Origin of the sequence: Pseudomonas fluorescens, assembly GCF_900215245.1 — a bacterium.
GTDB lineage: Bacteria > Pseudomonadota > Gammaproteobacteria > Pseudomonadales > Pseudomonadaceae > Aquipseudomonas > Aquipseudomonas fluorescens.
The window spans coordinates 2712113-2733688 of the sequence record NZ_LT907842.1 but is presented as its reverse complement, the minus strand read 5'-3'; the positions used below and the strand labels follow the sequence as shown (position 1 = coordinate 2733688).

Genomic DNA, 21576 nt, shown 5'->3' with positions numbered 1-21576 from the left:
CCGAATGCTCTTGCGGCCGACGTAAATCGCACGCAAAAAAAAGCCCGCATCCTACGGATGGCGGGCCTTTTCTCAGTTCATCGGGCGCTAAACGCCGGAAGAATTACTTGTTGAGGTTGTAGTCTTTTTCCGCAGCATCAAAACGCTCGACCATACCTACCGTCGGTGCGCCCAGCTTGCTCACGAAGTAGATCGCCAAGCTGGCGAAGATAAAGCCTGGAATGATTTCGTACAGGCCCAGCAGGTTGAAATGCTTCCACACGATTACGGTGATAGCGCCCACCAGAATGCCCGCCAATGCGCCGTTGCGGGTCATGCCTTTCCAGATCACCGAGATCAGTACAACCGGACCAAACGCAGCGCCGAAACCGGCCCAGGCGTAGCTGACCAGTCCCAGTACGCGGTTGTCCGGGTTGGCTGCCATAGCGATAGCAATCAGGGCAACCAACAGCACCATGGCACGACCGACCCACACCAGTTCAACCTGGGAAGCGTTTTTGCGCAGGAAGGTTTTGTAGAAGTCTTCAGTCAAGGCGCTGGAGCACACCAGCAACTGGCAGCTCAGGGTACTCATGACAGCCGCCAGAATGGCCGACAACAGCACGCCAGCGATCCATGGGTTGAACAGCAGCTTGGCCAGTTCAATGAACACACGCTCGTGGTTCTCGGTAACCGGCCCCGCGACTTCAGGGTGCGCCGAGAAGTAAGCGATACCGAAGAAGCCCACCGCCACAGTGCCGCCCAGGCACAGGATCATCCAGGTCATGGAAATACGGCGCGCCTTGGCAATCGACTTCACCGAATCCGCCGCCATGAAGCGCGCGAGGATGTGCGGCTGGCCGAAGTAACCCAAACCCCAGCCCATCAGCGAGATGATGCCGATGAACGAGGTGTTTTTCAGCATGTTGAAGTTGTCCGGGTTCTTGGCTTCGATCGCCAGGAACGTGGTGTCGATGCCGCCGGTGGCCAACAGCACGATGATCGGCGTGAGGATCAGGGCGAAGATCATCAGCGTGGCTTGGACGGTATCGGTCCAGCTGACGGCAAGGAAACCACCAACGAAGGTGTAGGCAATCGTCGCCGCAGCGCCGGCCCACAGCGCCGTCTCGTAGGACATGCCGAACGTGCTTTCAAACAGGCGGGCACCGGCGACGATGCCGGAGGCGCAATAGATGGTGAAGAACACCAGAATCACCACCGCAGAGATGATCCGCAGCAGGCCGCTTTTGTCTTCGAAACGGCTGGAGAAGTAATCCGGCAGCGTCAGGGCGTCACCGTTGTGCTCGGTCTGCACCCGCAGGCGGCCGGCCACGAACAACCAGTTCAGGTAGGCACCGACGATCAGGCCGATGGCGATCCAGCTTTCCGACAGGCCGGACATGTAGATCGCGCCCGGCAGGCCCATCAACAACCAGCCGCTCATATCGGAAGCACCGGCCGACAAGGCTGTGACCACGCTACCGAGGCTGCGACCGCCGAGGATGTAATCGGAAAGGTTGTTGGTGGAGCGATAGGCCATTAAGCCAATCAGCACCATTGCTGCGATGTAGATCACGAACGTGATCAGGGTAGGATTACTAACGCTCATAAGAGTGACGCCCTGGCTTTGTTTTTATGTAGCGACGGTCTGTCAGACGCCACCCACTGGTTCAGTGAGTAAACGTAACTGGTTGCCGCGCATTTATGACTGACGTTTCCCCAGGAAAGCCGCCAGCCGATGAACCGAACCGTGAAGGTGGTTGCACCTTGGCCGCGAATGCTATTCAACAAAGCAAATAAGGTGCAACCAGTTTCTTGAGATTAAGTTGCACCTTAACGCAAATCGTCGAAAAGCCGTGTTTTTTGCTCCTTTTCGGAGCAAGAACTGCCGATCTCAGAAGCAAATGCACCAAAGCGAAGCCGATTCGCTTGAAGGCCGGATTTTTTCCTGTGAAGCGTCGAAAATTTCCTGAACAAAAGGGTTGCACCCGGTTGCACCTCTTGTTGGGCAAAGCTAATCTTGCCGCCAGCAGATGCCACTCGGTAGTGGCACCCATGAGGATAAAAAGATGGCAACGACCACCCTTGGGGTCAAACTCGACGACCCGACCCGCGAACGCCTGAAGGCGGCCGCGACCTCCATTGATCGCACGCCGCACTGGCTGATCAAGCAGGCGATTTTCAATTACCTGGAGAAACTTGAGGGTGGTGCAACCCTGACCGAGCTCAATGGTTTGGGCAGTAAGGACGCTGAAGACGCTGGCGACATCCAGCCCGACCACGCCCACCAGTGCTTCCTGGAGTTTGCCGAGAGCATCCTGCCGCAATCGGTACTGCGCGCCTCGATCACCGCCGCTTACCGCCGCCCTGAGCCGGAAGTGGTGCCAATGCTGATCGAGCAGGCACGCCTGCCGCAGGCAATGGCCGAGGCCACCAACAAATTGGCCGCGTCGATTGCTGAAAAACTGCGCAATCAGAAGAGTGCCGGCGGCCGTGCCGGTATTGTTCAGGGCCTGCTGCAAGAATTTTCCCTGTCGTCCCAGGAAGGTGTGGCCCTGATGTGCCTGGCCGAAGCGCTGCTGCGTATCCCGGACAAAGGCACCCGCGACGCGCTGATCCGCGACAAGATCAGCACCGGCAACTGGCAGCCGCACCTGGGCAACAGCCCGTCGCTGTTCGTCAACGCCGCGACTTGGGGCCTGCTGCTGACCGGCAAACTGGTCGCCACCCACAACGAAGCGGGTTTGACCTCGTCCCTGAGCCGCATCATCGGCAAGAGCGGCGAGCCGATGATCCGCAAGGGCGTCGACATGGCCATGCGCCTGATGGGCGAACAGTTCGTCACCGGCGAAACCATCGCCGAAGCCCTGGCCAATGCGAGCAAGTTCGAAGCCAAGGGTTTCCGCTATTCCTACGACATGCTCGGTGAAGCCGCACTGACCGAACACGATGCGCAGAAGTACCTGGCCTCGTATGAGCAAGCCATTCACTCCATCGGCAAAGCCTCACACGGCCGTGGGATTTATGAAGGCCCAGGCATCTCCATCAAGTTGTCGGCATTGCACCCGCGTTACAGCCGTGCGCAATACGAGCGTGTGATGGAAGAGCTGTACCCGCGCCTGCTGTCCCTGACCTTGCTGGCCAAGCAGTACGACATCGGCCTGAACATCGACGCCGAAGAAGCCGACCGCCTTGAGCTGTCGCTGGACCTGCTGGAACGCCTGTGCTTCGAGCCGCAACTGACCGGCTGGAACGGCATCGGTTTCGTGATCCAGGCTTACCAGAAGCGTTGCCCGTATGTGATCGACTACGTCATCGACCTGGCGCGCCGCAGCCGCCATCGCCTGATGATCCGCCTGGTAAAAGGCGCGTATTGGGACAGCGAAATCAAGCGTGCCCAGGTTGAAGGCCTGGAAGGCTACCCGGTCTACACCCGCAAGGTGTACACCGACGTCTCCTACATTGCTTGCGCACGCAAACTGCTGTCGGTGCCGGAAGTCATCTACCCGCAGTTCGCGACGCACAACGCCCACACACTGTCGGCCATCTACCATATCGCCGGTCAGAACTATTACCCCGGCCAGTACGAGTTCCAGTGCCTGCACGGCATGGGTGAACCGCTGTACGAGCAGGTTGTAGGCAAGGTTTCCGATGGCAAGCTGAACCGTCCGTGCCGCGTGTACGCACCGGTCGGCACCCACGAAACACTGCTCGCCTACCTGGTGCGCCGCCTGCTGGAAAACGGCGCCAATACCTCGTTCGTCAACCGGATTGCCGACCAGTCCATCTCGATTCAGGAGCTGGTGGCCGATCCAGTGGCCAGCATCGAGCAAATGGCGACGCTGGAAGGCGGCTTCGGTCTGCCACACCCGCGTATTCCATTGCCGCGCGACCTGTATGGCAGCGACCGCGCCAACTCGGCCGGTATCGACCTGGCCAACGAACACCGCTTGGCCTCGCTGTCTTGCGCCTTGCTGGCCACGGCCCACAACGACTGGAAAGCCGCGCCGATGCTCGGTTGTGCGTCCAGTAATGAAGCCGCCGCCGCTGTGCTGAACCCATCCGACCTGCGCGATGTGGTCGGCCATGTACAGGAAGCCACTGTCGAAGACGTCGACAACGCCCTCCAGTGCGCCATTAACGCCGGTCCGATCTGGCAGGCCACCCCGCCCGCCGAACGCGCCGCGATCCTGGAGCGTGCCGCCGACTTGATGGAAGGCGAGATTCAGCCGCTGATGGGCCTGCTGGCTCGCGAAGCCGGTAAAACGTTTGCCAACGCCATCGCCGAAGTGCGTGAAGCCGTGGACTTCCTGCGCTACTACGCGGTGCAGGCCCGTAACGATTTCACCAACGACGCCCACCGCCCACTGGGCCCGGTGGTCTGCATCAGCCCGTGGAACTTCCCGCTGGCGATTTTCAGTGGCCAAGTTGCTGCGGCACTGGCCGCCGGTAACCCGGTATTGGCCAAGCCAGCCGAGCAAACACCCTTGGTGGCTGCGCAGGCCGTGCGCATTCTGCTCGAAGCCGGCATCCCGGAAGGCGTGCTGCAACTGCTGCCGGGCCAGGGCGAAACCGTCGGCGCGCGCCTGGTGGGTGATGATCGCGTCAAAGGCGTGATGTTCACGGGTTCCACCGAAGTGGCGCGCCTGCTGCAACGCAGCGTCGCCGGTCGCCTGGACACCCAGGGCCGTCCGATTCCGTTGATCGCCGAAACCGGTGGCCAGAACGCGATGATCGTCGACTCTTCGGCACTGACCGAACAGGTGGTGATCGATGTCGTGTCCTCGGCCTTCGACAGCGCCGGCCAACGTTGCTCGGCCCTGCGTGTACTGTGCCTGCAGGAAGATTCGGCAGACCGTGTCATCGAAATGCTTAAGGGCGCCATGGCTGAATGCCGCCTGGGCAACCCGGAGCGCCTGTCGGTGGACATCGGCCCGGTGATCGACGCCGAAGCCAAGGCGGGTATCGAGAAACACATCCAGGCCATGCGTGACAAAGGCCGCGCCGTGTACCAGGTGGCAATTGCCGACGGCGAAGAGATCAAGCGTGGCACCTTTGTGATGCCAACCCTGATCGAGCTGGAAAGCTTCGACGAACTGCAACGGGAGATCTTCGGCCCGGTGCTGCACGTGGTGCGCTACAAGCGCAAAGAGATCGACCAGCTCATCTCGCAGATCAACGCATCCGGCTACGGCCTGACCCTGGGCGTGCACACGCGCATCGACGAGACCATCGCCAAGGTGATCGACAACGTCCATGCCGGTAACGTCTACGTCAACCGCAACATCGTCGGTGCCGTGGTTGGTGTGCAGCCGTTCGGCGGCGAAGGCCTGTCAGGCACCGGCCCGAAAGCCGGTGGCCCGCTGTACCTGTACCGCCTACTGTCGACTCGCCCTACGGATGCCATCGAGCAATCCTTCGTGCGTGGCGACAAGCTGGCCGCACCGGATGTGCGTCTGCGCGACGCCATGAGCCTACCGCTGACCGCCCTGAAAACCTGGGCCGACAGCCACAAGCTCAGCGACCTGAGCGCCCTGTGCAGCCAGTTCGCCGTGCAATCGCAAAGCGGTATCACCCGCCAACTGGCCGGCCCGACCGGCGAGCGCAACAGTTACGCCATCCTGCCCCGCGAGCACGTGTTGTGCCTGGCGGAAGTGGAAGGCGACCTGCTGACGCAACTGGCGGCGGTATTGGCCGTCGGCGGTTCGGCGGTCTGGCCGGAAACCGACCTGACCAAGGCCTTGTTCCCACGCCTGCCAAGAGAGATTCAGGCGAAGATCAAGCGCGTTGCTGATTGGACCAAGGACGAGGTGGTGTTCGACGCCGTCTTGCACCACGGCGATTCCGACCAATTGCGCGCTGTTTGCCAGCAAGTGGCCCAGCGTGGCGGGGCGATTGTCGGGGTGCATGGTTTGTCGCAGGGTGAAACCGCGATAGGCCTTGAACGCCTGGTGATCGAGCGTGCGTTGAGCGTTAACACCGCTGCAGCGGGTGGTAACGCCAGCCTGATGACCATCGGCTAACTAATCTGGGAGCGGGCTTGCTCGCGAATACGGTAAATCAGTCAGTACATTGGGTGACTGACACTCCGCATTCGCGAGCAAGCCCGCTCCCACATTGACCGCACTCGCAGCGCCCTTCTCTCGTTCTGCCCTTCCATCACGCAAATCAATCTTGCTATCCAGCCTCCATTCGCACACTTAGACTCTGGCCTATTCCCCTATAGGTAAGCCGCCATGTCCGAGACGCTGCTCAGTTCCCGCAATCTGGCTTTCGAGCTGTACGAAGTCCTCGATGCCGAGGGCCTGACTCAGCGCGAGCGGTTTGCCGAACACAACCGTGAAACCTTCGATGCCGCCATCAGCACCGCGCGCAGCATTGCCGAGAAGTTCTTCGCACCGCACAACCGCAAGAACGACGAAAACGAACCGCGCTATGAAGACGGCCAAGCGATCCTGATCCCGGAAGTGAAACCCGCCGTGGACGCGTTCCTCGAAGCCGGTTTTCTGAACGCCGCCCGCAGTTTCGAAGCCGGCGGCATGCAACTGCCGACCTTGCTGTCCCAGGCCTGTTTCGCGCACTTCCAGTCGGCCAACGCCGCTTCCACGTCCTACCCGTTCCTGACCATGGGCGCCGCCAACCTGATCGAAAGCTTCGGCACCGAGGAACAGAAACAGCGCTTCCTGCAACCGATGATCGACGGCCGTTTCTTCGGCACCATGGCGCTGACCGAACCGCATGCCGGCTCGTCGCTGTCGGATATTCGTACGCGCGCCGAGCCTGCTGCCGACGGCAGTTATCGGCTCAAGGGCAATAAGATTTTCATCTCCGGTGGCGATCATCCGCTGTCGGAAAACATCGTGCACATGGTGCTGGCCAAGTTGCCGGATGCACCGGCCGGGGTGAAGGGCATTTCGCTGTTTATCGTGCCCAAATTCCTGGTCAACGACGACGGCAGTCTGGGCGCACGCAACGACGTGCTGCTGGCCGGGCTGTTCCACAAGATGGGCTGGCGTGGCACCACGTCGACGGCACTTAACTTCGGCGATAACGGGAACTGTGTCGGCTATCTGGTGGGCAAACCCCATCAGGGCCTGAGCTGTATGTTCCAAATGATGAACGAGGCGCGCATCGGCGTCGGCATGGGCGCGGTGATGCTGGGTTACGCCGGCTATCTCTACTCGCTGGAGTACGCTCGCGAACGTCCGCAAGGCCGCCTGCCCGATAGCAAAGACCCGAGCACCGCGCCGGTCGCGATCATCCAGCACGCCGATATCAAGCGCATGCTGCTGACCCAAAAGGCTTACGTAGAAGGCGCCTTCGACCTGGGCCTGTATGCGGCGCGGCTGTTCGACGACACCACTACGCTGGCCAGCGATGCCGAGCGCAAGCACGCCCACGAATTGCTCGACTTGCTGACGCCCATCGTTAAATCCTGGCCGTCGGAGTTCTGCCTCAAGGCCAATGAACTGGCGATCCAGATTCTCGGCGGCCATGGCTACACCCGCGAATACCCGGTGGAGCAGTACTACCGCGACAACCGTCTGAACCCGATCCATGAGGGGACCCACGGCATTCAGTCGCTGGATTTGCTCGGGCGCAAACTCGCGCAAAACGGCGGTGCGGGGTTGAAACAGCTGATCCGCCTGATCGCCGACACCGGCGCGCGTGCTCAGAAATACGCATCACTGACCGCATTGCGAGAACCCCTGGAACACCTGGTGGCACGCCTGCAAAGCGTGACCATTGGCCTGCTGACCGATCTGGCCCAAGGCAAGGTCAACCGCAGCCTGGCGAATTCGGCGCTGTACTTGAAGGTATTCGGGCACACGGTGATTGGCTGGCGCTGGCTGGAGCAGGCAATTCGCGCTGAAGAAGGCTTGGCCAGGGGCAATGCGGCCGATGTCGCCTTCTATAAAGGCAAGCTCCAGGCCGCTCGGTACTTCCTGACCTGGGAAGTGCCGAGCTGCCATCATGAACTGGCGATTCTGGAGGCACGCGATGACACGTGCCTGGGGATGCAGGATGAGTGGTTCTAAGGCGTTCCGATCGCCTTGGAAATCACGTCGACCGTGGCGCTGACTTGCTCTTGGTAACGGTCGAGTTCCTGCTGGTGGTGCTTTTGCATTTCGATCTGCTCGGCGCACAGGTTCAGTGCGGCCAGTACCAATAATTTGTCACCGATCAGGGTCGGGTACTTTTTCTTGGTGGTGGCCAGGGACGCCTTGAGCATGGTCACGGCGTGCATCAGGGTTTGATCCCCCCCATCCGGCGCCTTGATCGAGTAATCCTCTCCGAGAATCGAAACGACCTTTATCCCTTCATTCATGCGCCGACAGGCCCTGCGCTCACGCGCTCAACCAACGCCTGGATGCGAGCGGCGGTGGCGCCGTGCTTTTCTTCCTGCTCCATCAAGTTCAGTTGCAGGCTGTCGTTTTCATCCTTGGCGCGGGCCAGTTCCGCCTTGAGGGATTCGTTGCTGCCCAGTAGGTCCTGATTCTGCTGTACCAGGTCGCTGACCAGTTGTTCCAATTGGCTGAGGGATGCTTCTAACATTTTGATTTCTCGGGCATTTTCAAAGGGCGGTGACGATAAAGAAAATTCACCTCGGATGCCAGGGTTATCCCCGGCGCGCAGCCCGTTTTTTAAGGGCCGGGCCGCACTTTCGAGCCTTAGTGACTGCATTTACCCGATCTGGTTCCTGAATCCACCCAACTGCTCGTCAGATGCGACAAAAGCGCACGCGGCCTTAAGACTTTAGTCGCATGGCCGATAGCTGATGCACACCCCGTCTCACGGCCGCACGGATCGCGCTTCTCCCCAGGATTCCAGCATGTCTCTTCGTAATATGAACATCGCGCCGAGGGCCTTTCTTGGCTTCGCGTTTATTGGCGCACTCATGTTGTTTCTCGGTGTGTTCGCCCTGAACCAAATGAGCAAGATTCGCGCAGCCACCGAAGACATCACGCTGTCGAGCGTGCCAAGCATTCGCGCCCTCGATGAGTTCACCCAACTGACCCTGCGCCTGCGGGTGTTGTCCTACCGCTTGCTGACCAACCGCGAGCCGGACGTGCAGCAAAAGACCCTGGAAGCGTTTGAACTGCGCAACCAGCAGATCCGCGCCGCTCAGGGCGCCTACGAAAAACTCATCGAAGGTAGCGAAGAGCGTGCCGCGTACGACGAATACGTGCGTTTGCTCAGCCAGTACCATCAGATCGAGGAGCGCATGAAGAGCTTGTCTCGCGCCAACCAGATCGACGAGCTGCGCACCTTGCTCAACACCGAGTTGCTGAGCAACGCCGAGCAGGTCAATTCGGTGTTGGCGCGCCTGCTGGACATCAACAACAAGATGGCCAACGCGACTAACCAGGAGGCCAAAGACCAGTACGACATGGCCTTCGACCTGGTGGTGGGCCTGCTGATTATTGCCACGGCGTTGACCCTGTTGTTCGCGTGGCTGCTGACCCGCAGCATCACCCTGCCAATCGCCCAGGCCCTGGAAGCCGCCGAGGAAGTGGCTGAAGGCAACCTGACGCGCCCGATCAACGTCGACGGCAACGACGAAGCCGGCCGCCTGCTGGCGGCCATGGCCAAGATGCAAGACAAGCTGCGCGACACCTTGCAACGCATCGCCGGTTCCGCCACCCAGCTTGCATCGGCAGCGGAAGAGCTGAATGCCGTCACCGACGAAAGTGCGCGCGGCCTGACCCAGCAAAACAATGAAATCGAACAAGCCGCCACCGCCGTCAACGAGATGACCAGCGCCGTCGAAGAAGTCGCGCGCAATGCGGTGAGCACTTCCGAAGCGTCGCGCAATGCGACCACTTCCGCCGGTGACGGCCGTGATCTGGTGCAGGAAACTGTCAGCGCCATCGAGCGCATGAGCGGCGACGTGCAAGCCACGGCCACTTTGATTGGCGAGTTGGCGAATGAATCGCGGGATATCGGCAAGGTGCTGGACGTGATTCGCGGCCTGGCCGACCAGACCAATCTGCTGGCCCTGAACGCTGCCATTGAAGCCGCGCGTGCCGGTGAAGCCGGCCGCGGGTTTGCCGTCGTGGCAGATGAAGTGCGGGCCCTGGCCCATCGCACCCAGCAGTCCACCAGCGAGATCGAGCGGATGATCGGCAGCATTCAGGCCGGCACCGAGCATGCGGTGGATTCGATGCGTAACAGCACCGAGCGCGCGGAATCGACGTTGAATATCGCCAAAGGCGCCGGGATGTCGCTTGATACGATCAACACCGCGATTGTCGAGATCAACGAGCGCAACCTGGTCATCGCCAGTGCGGCGGAGGAGCAGGCGCAAGTGGCGCGGGAAGTGGACCGCAATCTGGTGAATATCCGTGATCTGTCGGTGCAGTCGGCGACCGGCGCCAGCCAGACGAGTGCCGCGAGCAGTGAGCTGTCGCGCTTGGCGGTGGATTTGAATGGGATGGTGGGACGCTTTCGCCTTTAACTGACACACCCAGGTCAAAAATGTGCGAGCTGTGTTTAGTCGTGCTCGCGAGTGCTGAGTGTCAGTCAAGCTATCTGCCGGCTGACACACCGTATTCGCGAGCAAGCCCGCGCCCACATTTGGATCTGTGCGATTCAGAAAAAGCTTTTTGACAGCACCGCAATTCAACAGGTTAGAATCGCTGGCACGCAGACTGCATGGTCAGTTCGCGCCCGTCTTCCCCGTTCTGGAGTACTGCCTTTGAATGCGACGACCATCAACAGCCTGTTCTTGATCGGCGCGTTGCTGGTGGGTGCGAGCATTCTGGTCAGTTCTCTTTCCTCACGCCTGGGCATCCCGATTCTGGTGATCATCCTGGCGGTCGGCATGGCCGCCGGCGTCGACGGCGGCGGCATCATCTTCGATAACTACCCGACCGCCTACCTGGTGGGCAACCTCGCGCTGGCAGTGATCCTGCTCGACGGCGGCTTGCGCACACGGGTGGCGAGTTTCCGCGTGGCACTCTGGCCGGCTTTGTCGCTGGCCACGGTGGGGGTGTTGATTACCACCGGCCTCACCGGCATGGCCGCGGCCTGGCTGTTTGACCTGAATATCATTCAAGGCTTATTGATCGGCGCCATCGTCGGCTCGACGGACGCCGCGGCAGTGTTCTCGCTGCTGGGCGGCAAGGGCCTGAACGAACGGGTCAGCGCCAGCCTGGAAATCGAATCCGGCAGCAACGACCCGATGGCGGTGTTCCTCACCGTCACCCTGATCGACATGCTGGCCAGCGGCCAAACCGGCCTGCACTGGAGCCTGTTGGGCCACCTGATCCGTGAATTCGGCATCGGCGGTATCGTCGGCCTGGGCGGCGGCTGGCTGATGCTGCAAATGGTCAACCGCATCAACCTGGCCACCGGCCTGTACCCGATTCTGGTGATCGCCGGCGGCCTGGTGGTGTTTGCCTTGACCAACGCCCTGCATGGCAGCGGCTTCCTCGCCGTGTACCTGTGCGGCCTGGTGATCGGCAACCGCCCGGTGCGTAGCCGTCATGGCATTTTGCACATGCTCGACGGCATGGCCTGGCTGGCACAGATCGGCATGTTTTTGGTGCTGGGCCTGCTGGTCACACCTCATGATTTGCTGCCGATCGCCCTGCCGGCCCTGGGCCTGGCGCTGTGGATGATCCTGTTTGCGCGGCCGCTGTCGGTGATGGTCGGCCTGTTGCCGTTCAAAGCCTTCCACGATCGCGAAAAAGCCTTTATCGCCTGGGTCGGCCTGCGCGGCGCGGTGCCGATCATCCTCGCCGTGTTCCCGCTGATGGCCGGCCTGCCTCACGCGCAGCTGTACTTCAACCTGGCGTTCTTTATCGTGCTGGTGTCGTTGCTGGTGCAGGGCACAAGCCTGCCGTGGGTAGCCAAGCTGCTGAAAGTCACCGTACCGCCGGACCCTGCGCCGATTTCCCGCGCGGCCCTGGAAGTGCACGTCACCAGCGAGTGGGAGCTGTTCGTCTACCGCCTGGGCGCCGAGAAATGGTGCATCGGCGCGGCCCTGCGCGAACTGAGAATGCCCGAGGGCACCCGCATCGCGGCGCTGTTCCGCGGCCAGCAACTGCTCCACCCGTCGGGTAGTACGGTGCTGGAAGTCGACGATTTGCTCTGTGTGATCGGCCACGAACACAACCTTCCGGCGCTGGGCAAGCTGTTCAGCCAGGCACCGCAACGCGGCCTCGACCTGCGTTTCTTCGGCGATTTCGTGCTCGAAGGCGACGCCCAACTGGGCGCGGTCTCGGCGTTGTACGGCCTCAAACTGGACGGCATCGACCCGGATATGCCATTGAGCCGCTTCATCACCCAGAAAGTCGGCGGCGCGCCGGTCGTGGGCGACCAGGTGGAGTGGAACAACACCCTGTGGACCGTCGCGGTCATGGACGGGAACAAGATCGGAAAAGTCGGCGTCAAATTCCCCGAAGGAAGTCGTCCAGGCCCTGGACTCTTCCTCTAAACTGCGGGGCTATGGCGCCACGCCCCCACCTTCTTTACCTTGCTCGATCGGTATCCATGACAACTCTGCGCACCTTCATCGCCACTGCCCTGCTCGGCCTGACCCTTTGTGTCGGCAGCGTTTATGCCGCCGACCCGCCCAGCGCCGACGCCATCCAGCAAACCCTGGACAAGCTGCCCGACCGCAAGCTGCCCGACGCCGACATGAAGGCGCTGCAAACAATCCTGCAACAGACCCTGACCTACCTGGGCAACAAGCAGGATTACGAGCAGCGCCTCACCGACCTCAAGCGTCAGCTGGAAGCCGCTCCGCGTCAGACCACCGATAACCAGCGTGAGTTGGTGCGGCTCAAGGCCACCAAAATCATCCCGGTGGCCCAACGCTACGCCACCCTGCCGGTGCCGCAGCTCGAACAATTGCTGGTGCAGCGCAGCACCCAGCAAGGCGACCTGCAAAAAGAACTGGCCGACGCCAACAGCCTGACCATCGCCGCCCAAACCCGCCCCGAGCGCGCCCAGACTGAAATCAGCAGCAGCCAGACGCGCATCCAGCAGATCAACACGATCCTCAAGGCCGGCAAAGACAACGGCAAGTCACTCAGCGGCGACCAGCGCAACCAGTTGAACGCCGAACTCGCGGCCCTCAATGCCCTGATCCCGCTGCGTCGCCAGGAACTGGCCGGCAATAGCCAGCTGCAAGACCTGGGTAACAGCCAGCACGATCTGGTGGTGGAAAAAACCGCGCGCCTGGAGCAAGAGATCCAGGACCTGCAAACCCTGATCAACCAGAAACGCCTGGCCCAGTCCCAGCAGACCGTTACCCAACAATCCATCGAAGCGCAGAAAGCCGGCGGCAGCAGCCTGTTGGCCACGGAGAGCGCAGCCAACCTGAAGCTCTCCGACTACCTGCTCAAAAGCACCGACCGCCTCAACGACCTGACCCAGAAAAACCTGCAGACCAAGCAGCAACTGGACACCGTGACCCAAAGCGACTCGGCGCTGGACGAGCAGATCAACGTGCTCAAGGGCAGCCTGCTGCTCTCCAAGATCCTCTATAAACAAAAGCAGGCGCTGCCACGCCTCACCGTGGATCGCAACCTGGCAGACGACATCGCCAACATTCGCCTGTACCAGTTCGAGGTCAACCAGCAGCGCGAGCTGATCAGCACCCCCAGCACGTATGTGGATAACCTGCTCGCCAATCAGCCACCCGACGACGTCACGCCGCAACTGCGACGCACCCTGCTGGAGTTGGCAATCACCCGCAGCGACCTGCTGGAGCGCCTGAGCCGTGAGCTGAGCGCGCTGCTGAACGAATCGATCACCCTGCAACTGAACCAGAAACAACTGCTCAGCACCGCCACTAACCTGCGTGCGACCCTCGACGAGCAGATGTTCTGGATCCCCAGCAACAAGCCGCTGGACACCGAATGGCTGGAAACCGTACCGGACCACCTGAGCAAGCAAGTCACCACCCTGCCCTGGGCCTCCAGCGTCAGCGAACTGTATGACGGCCTGACCCAGCGCCCGCTGCTGTTCCTGCCATTACTGCTATTGATCGGCGCGCTGTTGTGGCGACGCAAAGCCTTGTACCAGCGCCTGAACAAGGTGCACCTGGACATCGGCCACTTCAAACGCGACAGCCAGTGGCACACGCCGCAGGCGATTCTGATCAATATCCTGCTGGCAATGCCGGTGTCCCTGGGCCTGGCGCTGTGCGGCTACGCCCTGCAGATTGACGCCCGTGGGCAAAACGCCAACCTGGGCGCTGCCTTGTTGCAGATCGCCCAGGCATGGCTGGTGTTTTATACCGCGTACCGGATACTCGCCCCGGGCGGCGTGGCAGAGCTGCACTTCCGCTGGGAACGGCCTCAGGTGCACTTTCTGCAAGGATGGGTACGCAAGCTCGGGCTGGTGGTACTGGCCCTGGTGGCGGTGGTGGCGATCGCCGAGCACCAGCCGGCCGCGCTGGCCGACGACGTGCTGGGCATCGGCGTGGTGCTGACCTGCTACGCGCTGATGGCCTGGCTGCTGGGCCGTCTGCTGTTGAACAGCCCGACCCACGAAAAAGCCTCGCTGTTTCGCAAAGCCGTAGGCTTGATGTTTACCGCCCTGCCCATCGCCCTGTTTATCGCCGTGTGCTTTGGCTACTACTACACCGCGCTCAAGCTCAGCGACCGTTTGATCAACACCTTGTACCTGCTGATGTTCTGGCTGGTCATCGAGGCCACCTTCGTACGCGGCCTGGGAGTGGCTGCACGGCGCCTGGCCTATGCGCGCGCCCTGGCCAAACGCCAGGCCGCCAAGGAAGCCGGTGACGGCGAAGCGGTGATAGAAGAACCGACCCTGGACATCGAGCAAGTCAACGAACAGTCCATGCGCCTGATTCGCCTGGCCCTGCTCGGCGGGTTTATCGCGGCACTGTATTGGGTGTGGAAAGACCTGATCACCGTGTTCTCCTACCTGGACAACGTCACGCTCTACGAATACACCAGCGGCACCGGCGCCAATATCAGCATGGTGCCGATCAGCATCGGCGACTTGCTCGGCGCGTCGATCATCATCGGCATCACCTTTGCCCTGGCGCGCAACCTGCCCGGCCTGCTTGAGGTGCTGGTGCTGTCCAAGCTGGATCTGGCCCAGGGCAGTGCCTACGCCACAACCACCTTGCTGTCGTATGTAATTGCCGGCGTGGGCTTCGTCTCCACGCTGTCCACCCTCGGCGTGAGCTGGGACAAATTGCAATGGCTGGTGGCAGCGCTGTCGGTGGGGTTGGGCTTCGGGATGCAGGAGATCTTCGCCAACTTTATCTCCGGCATCATGATCCTGTTCGAACGCCCGGTGCGCATCGGCGACACCATCACCATCGGCAACCTGTCGGGCACGGTCAGCAAGATCCGCATCCGTGCCACCACCATCACCGACTTCGACCGCAAAGACATCATTGTCCCGAACAAAACCTTCATCACTGGGCAATTGATCAACTGGTCGCTGACCGACACCATCACCCGCGTCACCCTGAAACTGGGCGTGGACTACGGTTCAGACCTGGACCTGGTGAAGGAACTGTTGCTCAAGGCCGCCAGGGAAAACCCACGCGTGCTGAAAGAGCCGGAACCCCATGTGTACTTCCTCAACTTCGGCGAAAGCACCCTCGACCACGAACTGCGCATGCACGTGCGCGACCTGGGTGACCGCAACCCAGTGATCGACGAGGTAAACCGCTTTATCAACCGTGAGTTCAAGCACCACCACATCAACATCTCGTTCCGCCAGATGGAGGTCTACTTGAAAAACCTCCACGGCCAGGAATACAAACTGGTGGAAGTCGACACCCCGGCCAAGCCCGCCAACGACGGCGGTGTGCAAGAGCCGCCGCCAAGCAAACTCGACTAACGCGTCTATCCCCAGCAGAATGCTCGGACATTCTGCTGGAGATGGCCGGTGAAAGCCCTCGACGAACTGACCTTCGACAACCGCTTCGCACGCCTGGGCGACGCGTTCTCAACCCACGTACTGCCCGACCCCCTCGACGAGCCGCGCCTTGTGGTGGCGAGCAATGCCGCCATGGCACTGCTTGACCTCGACCCGGCGGTGGCCGAAACGCCGGTGTTCGCCGAGCTTTTCAGCGGGCACACGCTGTGGGCCGAAGCGGAACCACGGGCGATGGCCTATTCCGGGCATCAGTTCGGCGGCTACACCCCGCAATTGGGTGATGGCCGTGGGTTGTTGCTGGGTGAGGTGTACAACGAGGCTGGCGAGCATTGGGACTTGCACCTCAAAGGCGCGGGGATGACGCCTTACTCGCGCATGGGCGATGGTCGCGCGGTGCTGCGTTCTTCGATTCGTGAATTTCTCGCTTCCGAAGCCCTGCACGCGCTGGGCATCCCCAGCAGCCGCGCGTTGTGCGTGGTCGGCTCCAGCACCCCGGTGTGGCGCGAGACACAGGAACGCGGCGCCATGGTGTTACGCCTGGCGCACAGCCATGTCCGCTTCGGGCATTTCGAATACTTCTACTACACCAAGAAGCCCGAACAGCAGGCAGCACTGGCCGAACACGTGTTGAACCTGCACTACCCCGAGTGCCGTGAACAGCCCGAGCCGTACCTGGCAATGTTCCGCGAAATCGTCGAACGCAATGCCGAAATGATCGCCAAATGGCAGGCCTATGGCTTCTGCCACGGCGTGATGAACACCGACAACATGTCGATCCTGGGCATCACCTTCGACTTCGGGCCATTTGCGTTTCTCGACGATTTTGACGCGCACTTCATCTGCAACCATTCCGATCATGAAGGGCGTTATTCCTTCAGCAACCAGGTGCCGATCGGGCAGTGGAACCTGAGTGCGCTGGCCCAGGCGCTCACGCCGTTCATCAGCGTTGACGCCTTGAAGGCAGCGTTGGGCCTGTACCTGCCGCTGTATCAGGCGCACTACCTGGACTTGATGCGCCGCCGGTTGGGGCTCACCACTGCCGAAGAAGATGACCAGAAGCTGGTGGAACGCTTGCTGAAACTGATGCAGAACAGCGGTGTGGACTACACGCTGTTCTTCCGGCGCCTGGGCGATGAGTCAGCGGCGTTGGCCGTGGCGCGGCTGCGTGATGACTTTGTCGATCTGGCCGGGTTCGATGCCTGGGCTGAGCTGTACAAAGCCCGTGTTGCCCGGGATGGGGAGTGCAGCGACGTGCAGCGCCGCGAGCGCATGCATGCGGTCAACCCGCTGTACATCCTGCGCAACTATCTGGCGCAGAACGCCATCGCCGCCGCCGAGTCAGGCGATTACAGCGAAGTCAGGCGGCTGCATGACGTGCTGAGCAAACCGTTCGACGAACAGCCGGGCATGGAGCAGTACGCCCAGCGGCCGCCGGATTGGGGCAAGCATTTGGAGATTAGTTGTTCGTCATAAAACCCCTGGATAAAGGTTTCCACTGACACCCCAAATCGGTCGGCCAGCAACACAGCACACGCTCCAACAGCCTGGGTACTGGGTTTCACATCAGCATCGGCAAACTGTGAGTGGATGAGACATCGCCTTCACAGCTTGATAAACCCTGGACTTGGCTCCAAATACATTTCATTGGCCATACCCAAGGAGCCCACCATGTCCGAACCTCTTGTCATCCCCTGCCCGCATTGCAACGGCCTCAACCGCATCCCCGGCGAACGCCTGGGCGATGCGCCGAAATGTGGGCGGTGCAAGCAGCCGGTGTTGTTGAACACGCCTTTTGAGCTGAAACAAGGCGACTACGCCAGCCAGATCAAAGGCGACTTGCCGCTGCTGGTGGACGTGTGGGCCGAGTGGTGTGGGCCGTGTAAGTCTTTTGCGCCGGTGTTTGAACAGGCAGCCGCTCAGTTGGAAGGCACGTGTCGCTTGGCCAAGCTGGACAGCGAAGCCAATCAGCAGCTCTCGGCGCAGTTGGGGATTCGTTCGATACCCAGTTTGATTCTGTTCAAGAACGGTCGCGAAGCGGCGCGCCAGAGTGGGGCGTTTCCGTTGCCGCAGTTGATGAGCTGGTTGCGTAGCCAGGGCGTGTAATTCGGATTTCGCGAGCACCGCGCCCCCTCCCACATTTTTGTCCGCGTTTACCTTGAGGCTACGGGGGATTCGCGGTCCATCATCTGGCCGACCAGCATTACGCCGAGCTCACTCAATTGATGGATGGCCAGGGCCACGTCGCGGTGTTCGCCAGTGAGGTCGTTGGACAGATTGAGCAATAGGGTGCGCACGGAAGAAAAGGTTTCGTAGCTGTTGAGCACGAGGGTTTCGGTGGGGAGGTTGGGGGTAATGCTGTAAAGATTACTAGTTTTCATCGTTATTCCCGGAGTGGGCCGCCCTTACCTCGCTACTAAACGAGGGTGGCAGCTGTGCGCAGGTTAGTAGACCGGGGAACAACGCAAAGCCGGCGCACCCGAAGATGCCCTACGCACAGCCACCATCAAACACAGACAAAAGTCTGCTAGATGAAGCTCGTGCACTTTACGCCGTTCTTCGGGCTACTAAACCCGACCGCTGAACATTCAGCGACCGAAGAACCTTAGAGACGCCCATCCAGACGCACAAGCCGGCGGATTCTGGCTTACCTGTAGGCAACGATACAAGGCACACCCCCGTTTGCCAGACCCTTCCTACAGCCTATGTGGGCCCCATCCAAATCCCCCTACAAGAATGCAAAAACAAATGTGGGCGCTGGCTTGCCTGCGATGGCATCGCCTCGGTGTGCCTGACAGACCGGGTCGCCTGTATCGCAGGCAACCCAACGCCCACAGGTTATGCGGTGACGGCAAGGATCAGGCGTTTTCCAGCAAGTTATGCAACGCCACAAACTGTTGCGTCAGCTTATGCCGTGGGTCGAGGTGGATCAGCGGCATGTTCTCCTGGTGCGACTCGCGCATGCGCACCGAGCTGGCCAGGTACACCGGCAGCACCGGCAGGCCTTCGGCAATCAGCTCATCAAGCATCTGCTGCGGCAAGCTCGCACGGGCCTGGAACTGGTTGACCACGATGCCTTCCACTTCCAGGCCTTCATTGTGGTCTTCCTTCAATTCTTCGATTTCCGCCAACAGGCCGTACAGCGCCTGGCGCGAGAAGCTGTCGCAATCGAAGGGGATTAGCACACGATCAGCGGCAATCAGCGCCGAAACCGCATAGAAATTCAGGGCTGGCGGCGTATCCAGATAGATCCGGTCGTAATCCTCGCTCAGCTCGTCCAGCAGCTTTCGCAACTTATTGATCTTGTGCTTGGCTTCAAGTTTGGGCTGCAGGTCCGCCAGCTCGGCGGTCGCGGTGATGACATGCAGGTTATCGAACGGCGTTTCGTAGATATCCACGCGATTTTTCTTCGAAAACGGCCCGGAAGACAGGGTTTGCTTGAAGAATTCGGCAATGCCCATCGGGATATCGTCGCCGGTCAGCCCAGTGAGGTACTGGGTTGAGTTGGCCTGTGCATCGAGGTCCACCAACAGGGTTCGATAGCCTTCACTGGCGCTCACCGCCGCCAGGTTGCAGGCGATGCTGGACTTGCCAACGCCACCTTTCTGATTGAACACCACACGCCGCATGGAAAAACCTCCGTGTATCAATGAATGTCCGAGTGTAGAGGGCAAAAGCGCCTGTTAGCTACCTCGTTCATCCATGCACTGCTGCATCGCGGGGCCAGATTCTGCCGAGCCCCGACACATTAAAAGGAATAGTCCGACAATCCTCCTGGCTTCAGGTAAAGGACAATGTGTAAATCCTTTCCAGGAAATTGTAATAAGCCGTGAACAATTATTTACCAAAGTTTGCTAGAACCCCGCAGCACCGGGATAATGCGCGCCATTCGGCCATTGTTCCCTGTCCCGGTATTCGGGGCCAACGGCCGCACATGGAAGCCCGCAGGGGCGGGATAACTTCTCAGTGATCACTTTCAATATCGCCCAATGGCGCGCCTGGGCTCCTGGCCTGGAGAGTGCGCACGACTGGCACGCCTGGTGCCAGGCCCCTGTGGTGCTGCCCGCGAGCGATGCATCCCCTGATGTGGCGTTCCTGCCTGCCATGCAGCGCCGCCGCCTGAGCCGACTGGCGCGCATGGCGTTCAGCGTCGGCTGGCCGCTGGCCGAGGGCCTGCAAGACCTGCCGCTGGTGTTTATCTCCCGGCACGGCGAAACCCCGCGCACCCTCGACATCCTCAGCGACCTGGCCAACGAGCAGCCACTGTCGCCCACCCAGTTCAGCCTGTCGGTGCATAACGCGGTGATTGGCCTGTGGTCGATCCTGCGTAATGAAACCAGCGAAATGACCGCCCTCGCGGCTGCCGGCGACGGCCTGGAACACGGCATGCTCGAAGCCGCCGCGCTGCTCAACGAAGGCGCCCCGGCAGTATTGCTGGTGATTACCGAAGAACAGCCACCCGCGGCCTACGCCAACTGGATTGTTGACGTGCCCTTCCCCTACGCACTCGGCCTGCTGTTGACGCCGGGCGACGAGTGGCGATTGGAACTAAACAGCGGCGCTGTCCAACTCAGTCAAACCCAGTGGCCCCATGCCCTGAACCTGCTGCGCACCCTGCTCACTGATCAGGCCGCCTGCCAACATGCCTGGAAGAACCGCGTATGGAACTGGCAACGCCAGCCATGACCGACAAGCCACGGGACGCCTATTACTGGCGCCTGTTCGCCACCGCCGCCAGCTTCGTCCTGTTCGGCGTCGGCGGGCTGTGCCTGCGTCTGCTGGTGTTCCCCTTGCTCGGTTGCCTGCCGGGCAGCGCTGAAAAACACCAGCGCCGCGCCCGTCACACCATCAGCAAGCTGTTCTGGTTCTTTATCTGCCTGATGCAACGCGCCGGCGTGCTGACCTACAGCGTCGAAGGCGCAGAAAAACTCGGCCGCCCCGGCCAGATGGTCATTGCCAACCACCCGTCACTGATCGACGTGGTGTTTTTGATCGGCCTGGTGCGCCAGGCCAACTGCGTGGTCAAGCAGAGCCTGTGGCAAAACCCCTTTACCCGTGGGCCGGTGCGTGATGCCAGCTATATCAGCAATGACGGCAGCGCCGAAATGCTTGATGCCGCCGCCGATGCCCTGCGCGAAGGCCAGACGCTGATCATCTTTCCCGAAGGCACCCGCACCGCACCCGGCGCGATGCCCGCCTTTCATCGCGGGGGCGCCGCCATTGCGCTGCGGGGTGCGACAATCATCACCCCCGTGGTGATCAAGGTCAGCCCCACGACCCTGACCAAGGCCGAACCCTGGTATCGCATCCCCAAATGCCGCGTGCACTTCAGTTTGCGGGTGGGTGCCGATATAGAACCACAAGCGTTTGCCGCACTTGGGCCTGCGCCCCAGGCTTCACGCAAGCTCAACGATTACCTGCATGACTATTTCATTAAGGAGCTCGCCGAAGATGAGCGACCAACACCGCCTTGAGCACGACATAAAGACACTGATCATCGAGGCCCTGGGCCTGGAAGACATCAGCGTCGACGACATCGGTAGCGAACAAACCCTGTTCGGCGAAGGCCTGGGCCTGGATTCAGTCGACGCCCTGGAATTGGGCCTGGCGATTCAGAAAAAGTACGGCATCAAGATTGATGCCGACGCCAAGGACACCCGCAATCACTTCACCAACGTGGCCAGCCTTGCGGCGTTCGTCACGGCCAGACAGGCAGCTTGAGAC

The 21576-nt window shown here is 60.8% G+C and carries 15 protein-coding genes and 1 pseudogene; 11 read left to right on the top strand and 5 right to left on the bottom strand.

Features of this window, described 5'->3' with window-relative positions:
• Positions 1–103 precede the first annotated feature (103 nt).
• On the bottom strand, positions 104–1588 hold the full coding sequence (gene putP, locus CPH89_RS12645; RefSeq protein WP_053253991.1) for a sodium/proline symporter PutP: 1485 nt from the start codon (positions 1586–1588) through the stop codon (positions 104–106).
• A gap of 460 nt (positions 1589–2048) precedes the next feature.
• Between putP and putA the strand changes: the two genes are divergently transcribed.
• Positions 2049–6002 (top strand): trifunctional transcriptional regulator/proline dehydrogenase/L-glutamate gamma-semialdehyde dehydrogenase, encoded by a 3954-nt coding sequence (putA, locus tag CPH89_RS12635; RefSeq protein ID WP_053253990.1) that lies wholly within the window; start codon positions 2049–2051, stop codon positions 6000–6002.
• A 213-nt stretch (positions 6003–6215) separates the two neighbouring features.
• A complete protein-coding gene (locus CPH89_RS12630; RefSeq protein ID WP_053253989.1) occupies positions 6216–8018 on the top strand; it encodes an acyl-CoA dehydrogenase in 1803 nt (600 codons plus the stop codon).
• Here CPH89_RS12630 and CPH89_RS12625 read toward each other — a convergent pair.
• Both CPH89_RS12625 and CPH89_RS12620 read right to left on the bottom strand, forming a co-directional pair.
• The gene (locus CPH89_RS12625; protein WP_053253988.1) at positions 8015–8308 is read right to left on the bottom strand and encodes a cell division protein ZapA; all 294 of its coding nucleotides are present in this window, start codon (positions 8306–8308) and stop codon (positions 8015–8017) included. The two genes, CPH89_RS12630 and CPH89_RS12625, sit on opposite strands and share 4 nt — an antisense overlap.
• Positions 8305–8535 (bottom strand): hypothetical protein, encoded by a 231-nt coding sequence (locus CPH89_RS12620; RefSeq protein ID WP_038844376.1) that lies wholly within the window; start codon positions 8533–8535, stop codon positions 8305–8307. The genes CPH89_RS12625 and CPH89_RS12620 overlap by 4 nt, the downstream gene beginning before the upstream one ends.
• A 223-nt stretch (positions 8536–8758) precedes the next feature.
• Here CPH89_RS12620 and CPH89_RS30900 point away from each other — a divergent pair.
• The 6 genes and pseudogenes from CPH89_RS30900 to trxC form a co-directional block, all read left to right on the top strand.
• Positions 8759–9535 (top strand): annotated as a pseudogene (locus tag CPH89_RS30900) (MCP four helix bundle domain-containing protein); the annotation flags it as partial.
• 30 nt (positions 9536–9565) lie between these two features.
• Positions 9566–10438 (top strand): methyl-accepting chemotaxis protein, encoded by an 873-nt coding sequence (locus CPH89_RS30895; protein WP_371850830.1) that lies wholly within the window; start codon positions 9566–9568, stop codon positions 10436–10438.
• Positions 10439–10678: 240 nt separating this feature from the next.
• On the top strand, positions 10679–12421 hold the full coding sequence (locus CPH89_RS12610) for a potassium/proton antiporter (RefSeq protein WP_053253986.1): 1743 nt from the start codon (positions 10679–10681) through the stop codon (positions 12419–12421).
• A 56-nt stretch (positions 12422–12477) separates the two neighbouring features.
• Positions 12478–15816, top strand: coding sequence for a mechanosensitive channel MscK (gene mscK, locus CPH89_RS12605; RefSeq protein ID WP_053253985.1), 3339 nt, complete (start codon positions 12478–12480; stop codon positions 15814–15816).
• A gap of 48 nt (positions 15817–15864) precedes the next feature.
• Entirely contained in the window at positions 15865–17328 is a 1464-nt protein-coding gene (gene selO / locus CPH89_RS12600; RefSeq protein WP_053253984.1) for a protein adenylyltransferase SelO, read from the top strand.
• A gap of 195 nt (positions 17329–17523) precedes the next feature.
• Entirely contained in the window at positions 17524–17958 is a 435-nt protein-coding gene (trxC, locus tag CPH89_RS12595) for a thioredoxin TrxC (protein WP_053253983.1), read from the top strand.
• Between the two features lie 47 nt (positions 17959–18005).
• On the opposite strand, the gene CPH89_RS12590 is transcribed toward trxC, so the two are convergent.
• Together CPH89_RS12590 and CPH89_RS12585 are read right to left on the bottom strand one after the other, a co-directional pair.
• Complete coding sequence (locus CPH89_RS12590; protein WP_053253982.1) at positions 18006–18233, bottom strand: DUF6124 family protein; 228 nt, start codon at positions 18231–18233, stop codon at positions 18006–18008.
• Positions 18234–18710: 477 nt separating this feature from the next.
• Positions 18711–19481, bottom strand: a complete 771-nt coding sequence (locus tag CPH89_RS12585; protein ID WP_053253981.1) for a ParA family protein — start codon at positions 19479–19481, stop codon at positions 18711–18713.
• A 337-nt stretch (positions 19482–19818) separates the two neighbouring features.
• On the opposite strand from CPH89_RS12585, the gene CPH89_RS12580 reads away from it, so the two are divergent.
• The 3 genes from CPH89_RS12580 to CPH89_RS12570 are packed head-to-tail and all read left to right on the top strand — an operon-like array spanning position 19819 to position 21573.
• A complete protein-coding gene (locus CPH89_RS12580; protein ID WP_053253980.1) occupies positions 19819–20538 on the top strand; it encodes a beta-ketoacyl synthase chain length factor in 720 nt (239 codons plus the stop codon).
• A complete protein-coding gene (locus tag CPH89_RS12575) occupies positions 20514–21326 on the top strand; it encodes a lysophospholipid acyltransferase family protein (protein ID WP_053253979.1) in 813 nt (270 codons plus the stop codon). Before CPH89_RS12580 ends, CPH89_RS12575 begins: the two co-directional genes overlap by 25 nt.
• Positions 21304–21573: a phosphopantetheine-binding protein gene (locus CPH89_RS12570; RefSeq protein ID WP_014716603.1), complete on the top strand. Its 270-nt coding sequence runs from the start codon at positions 21304–21306 to the stop codon at positions 21571–21573. The genes CPH89_RS12575 and CPH89_RS12570 overlap by 23 nt, the downstream gene beginning before the upstream one ends.
• Positions 21574–21576: the final 3 nt, after the last annotated feature.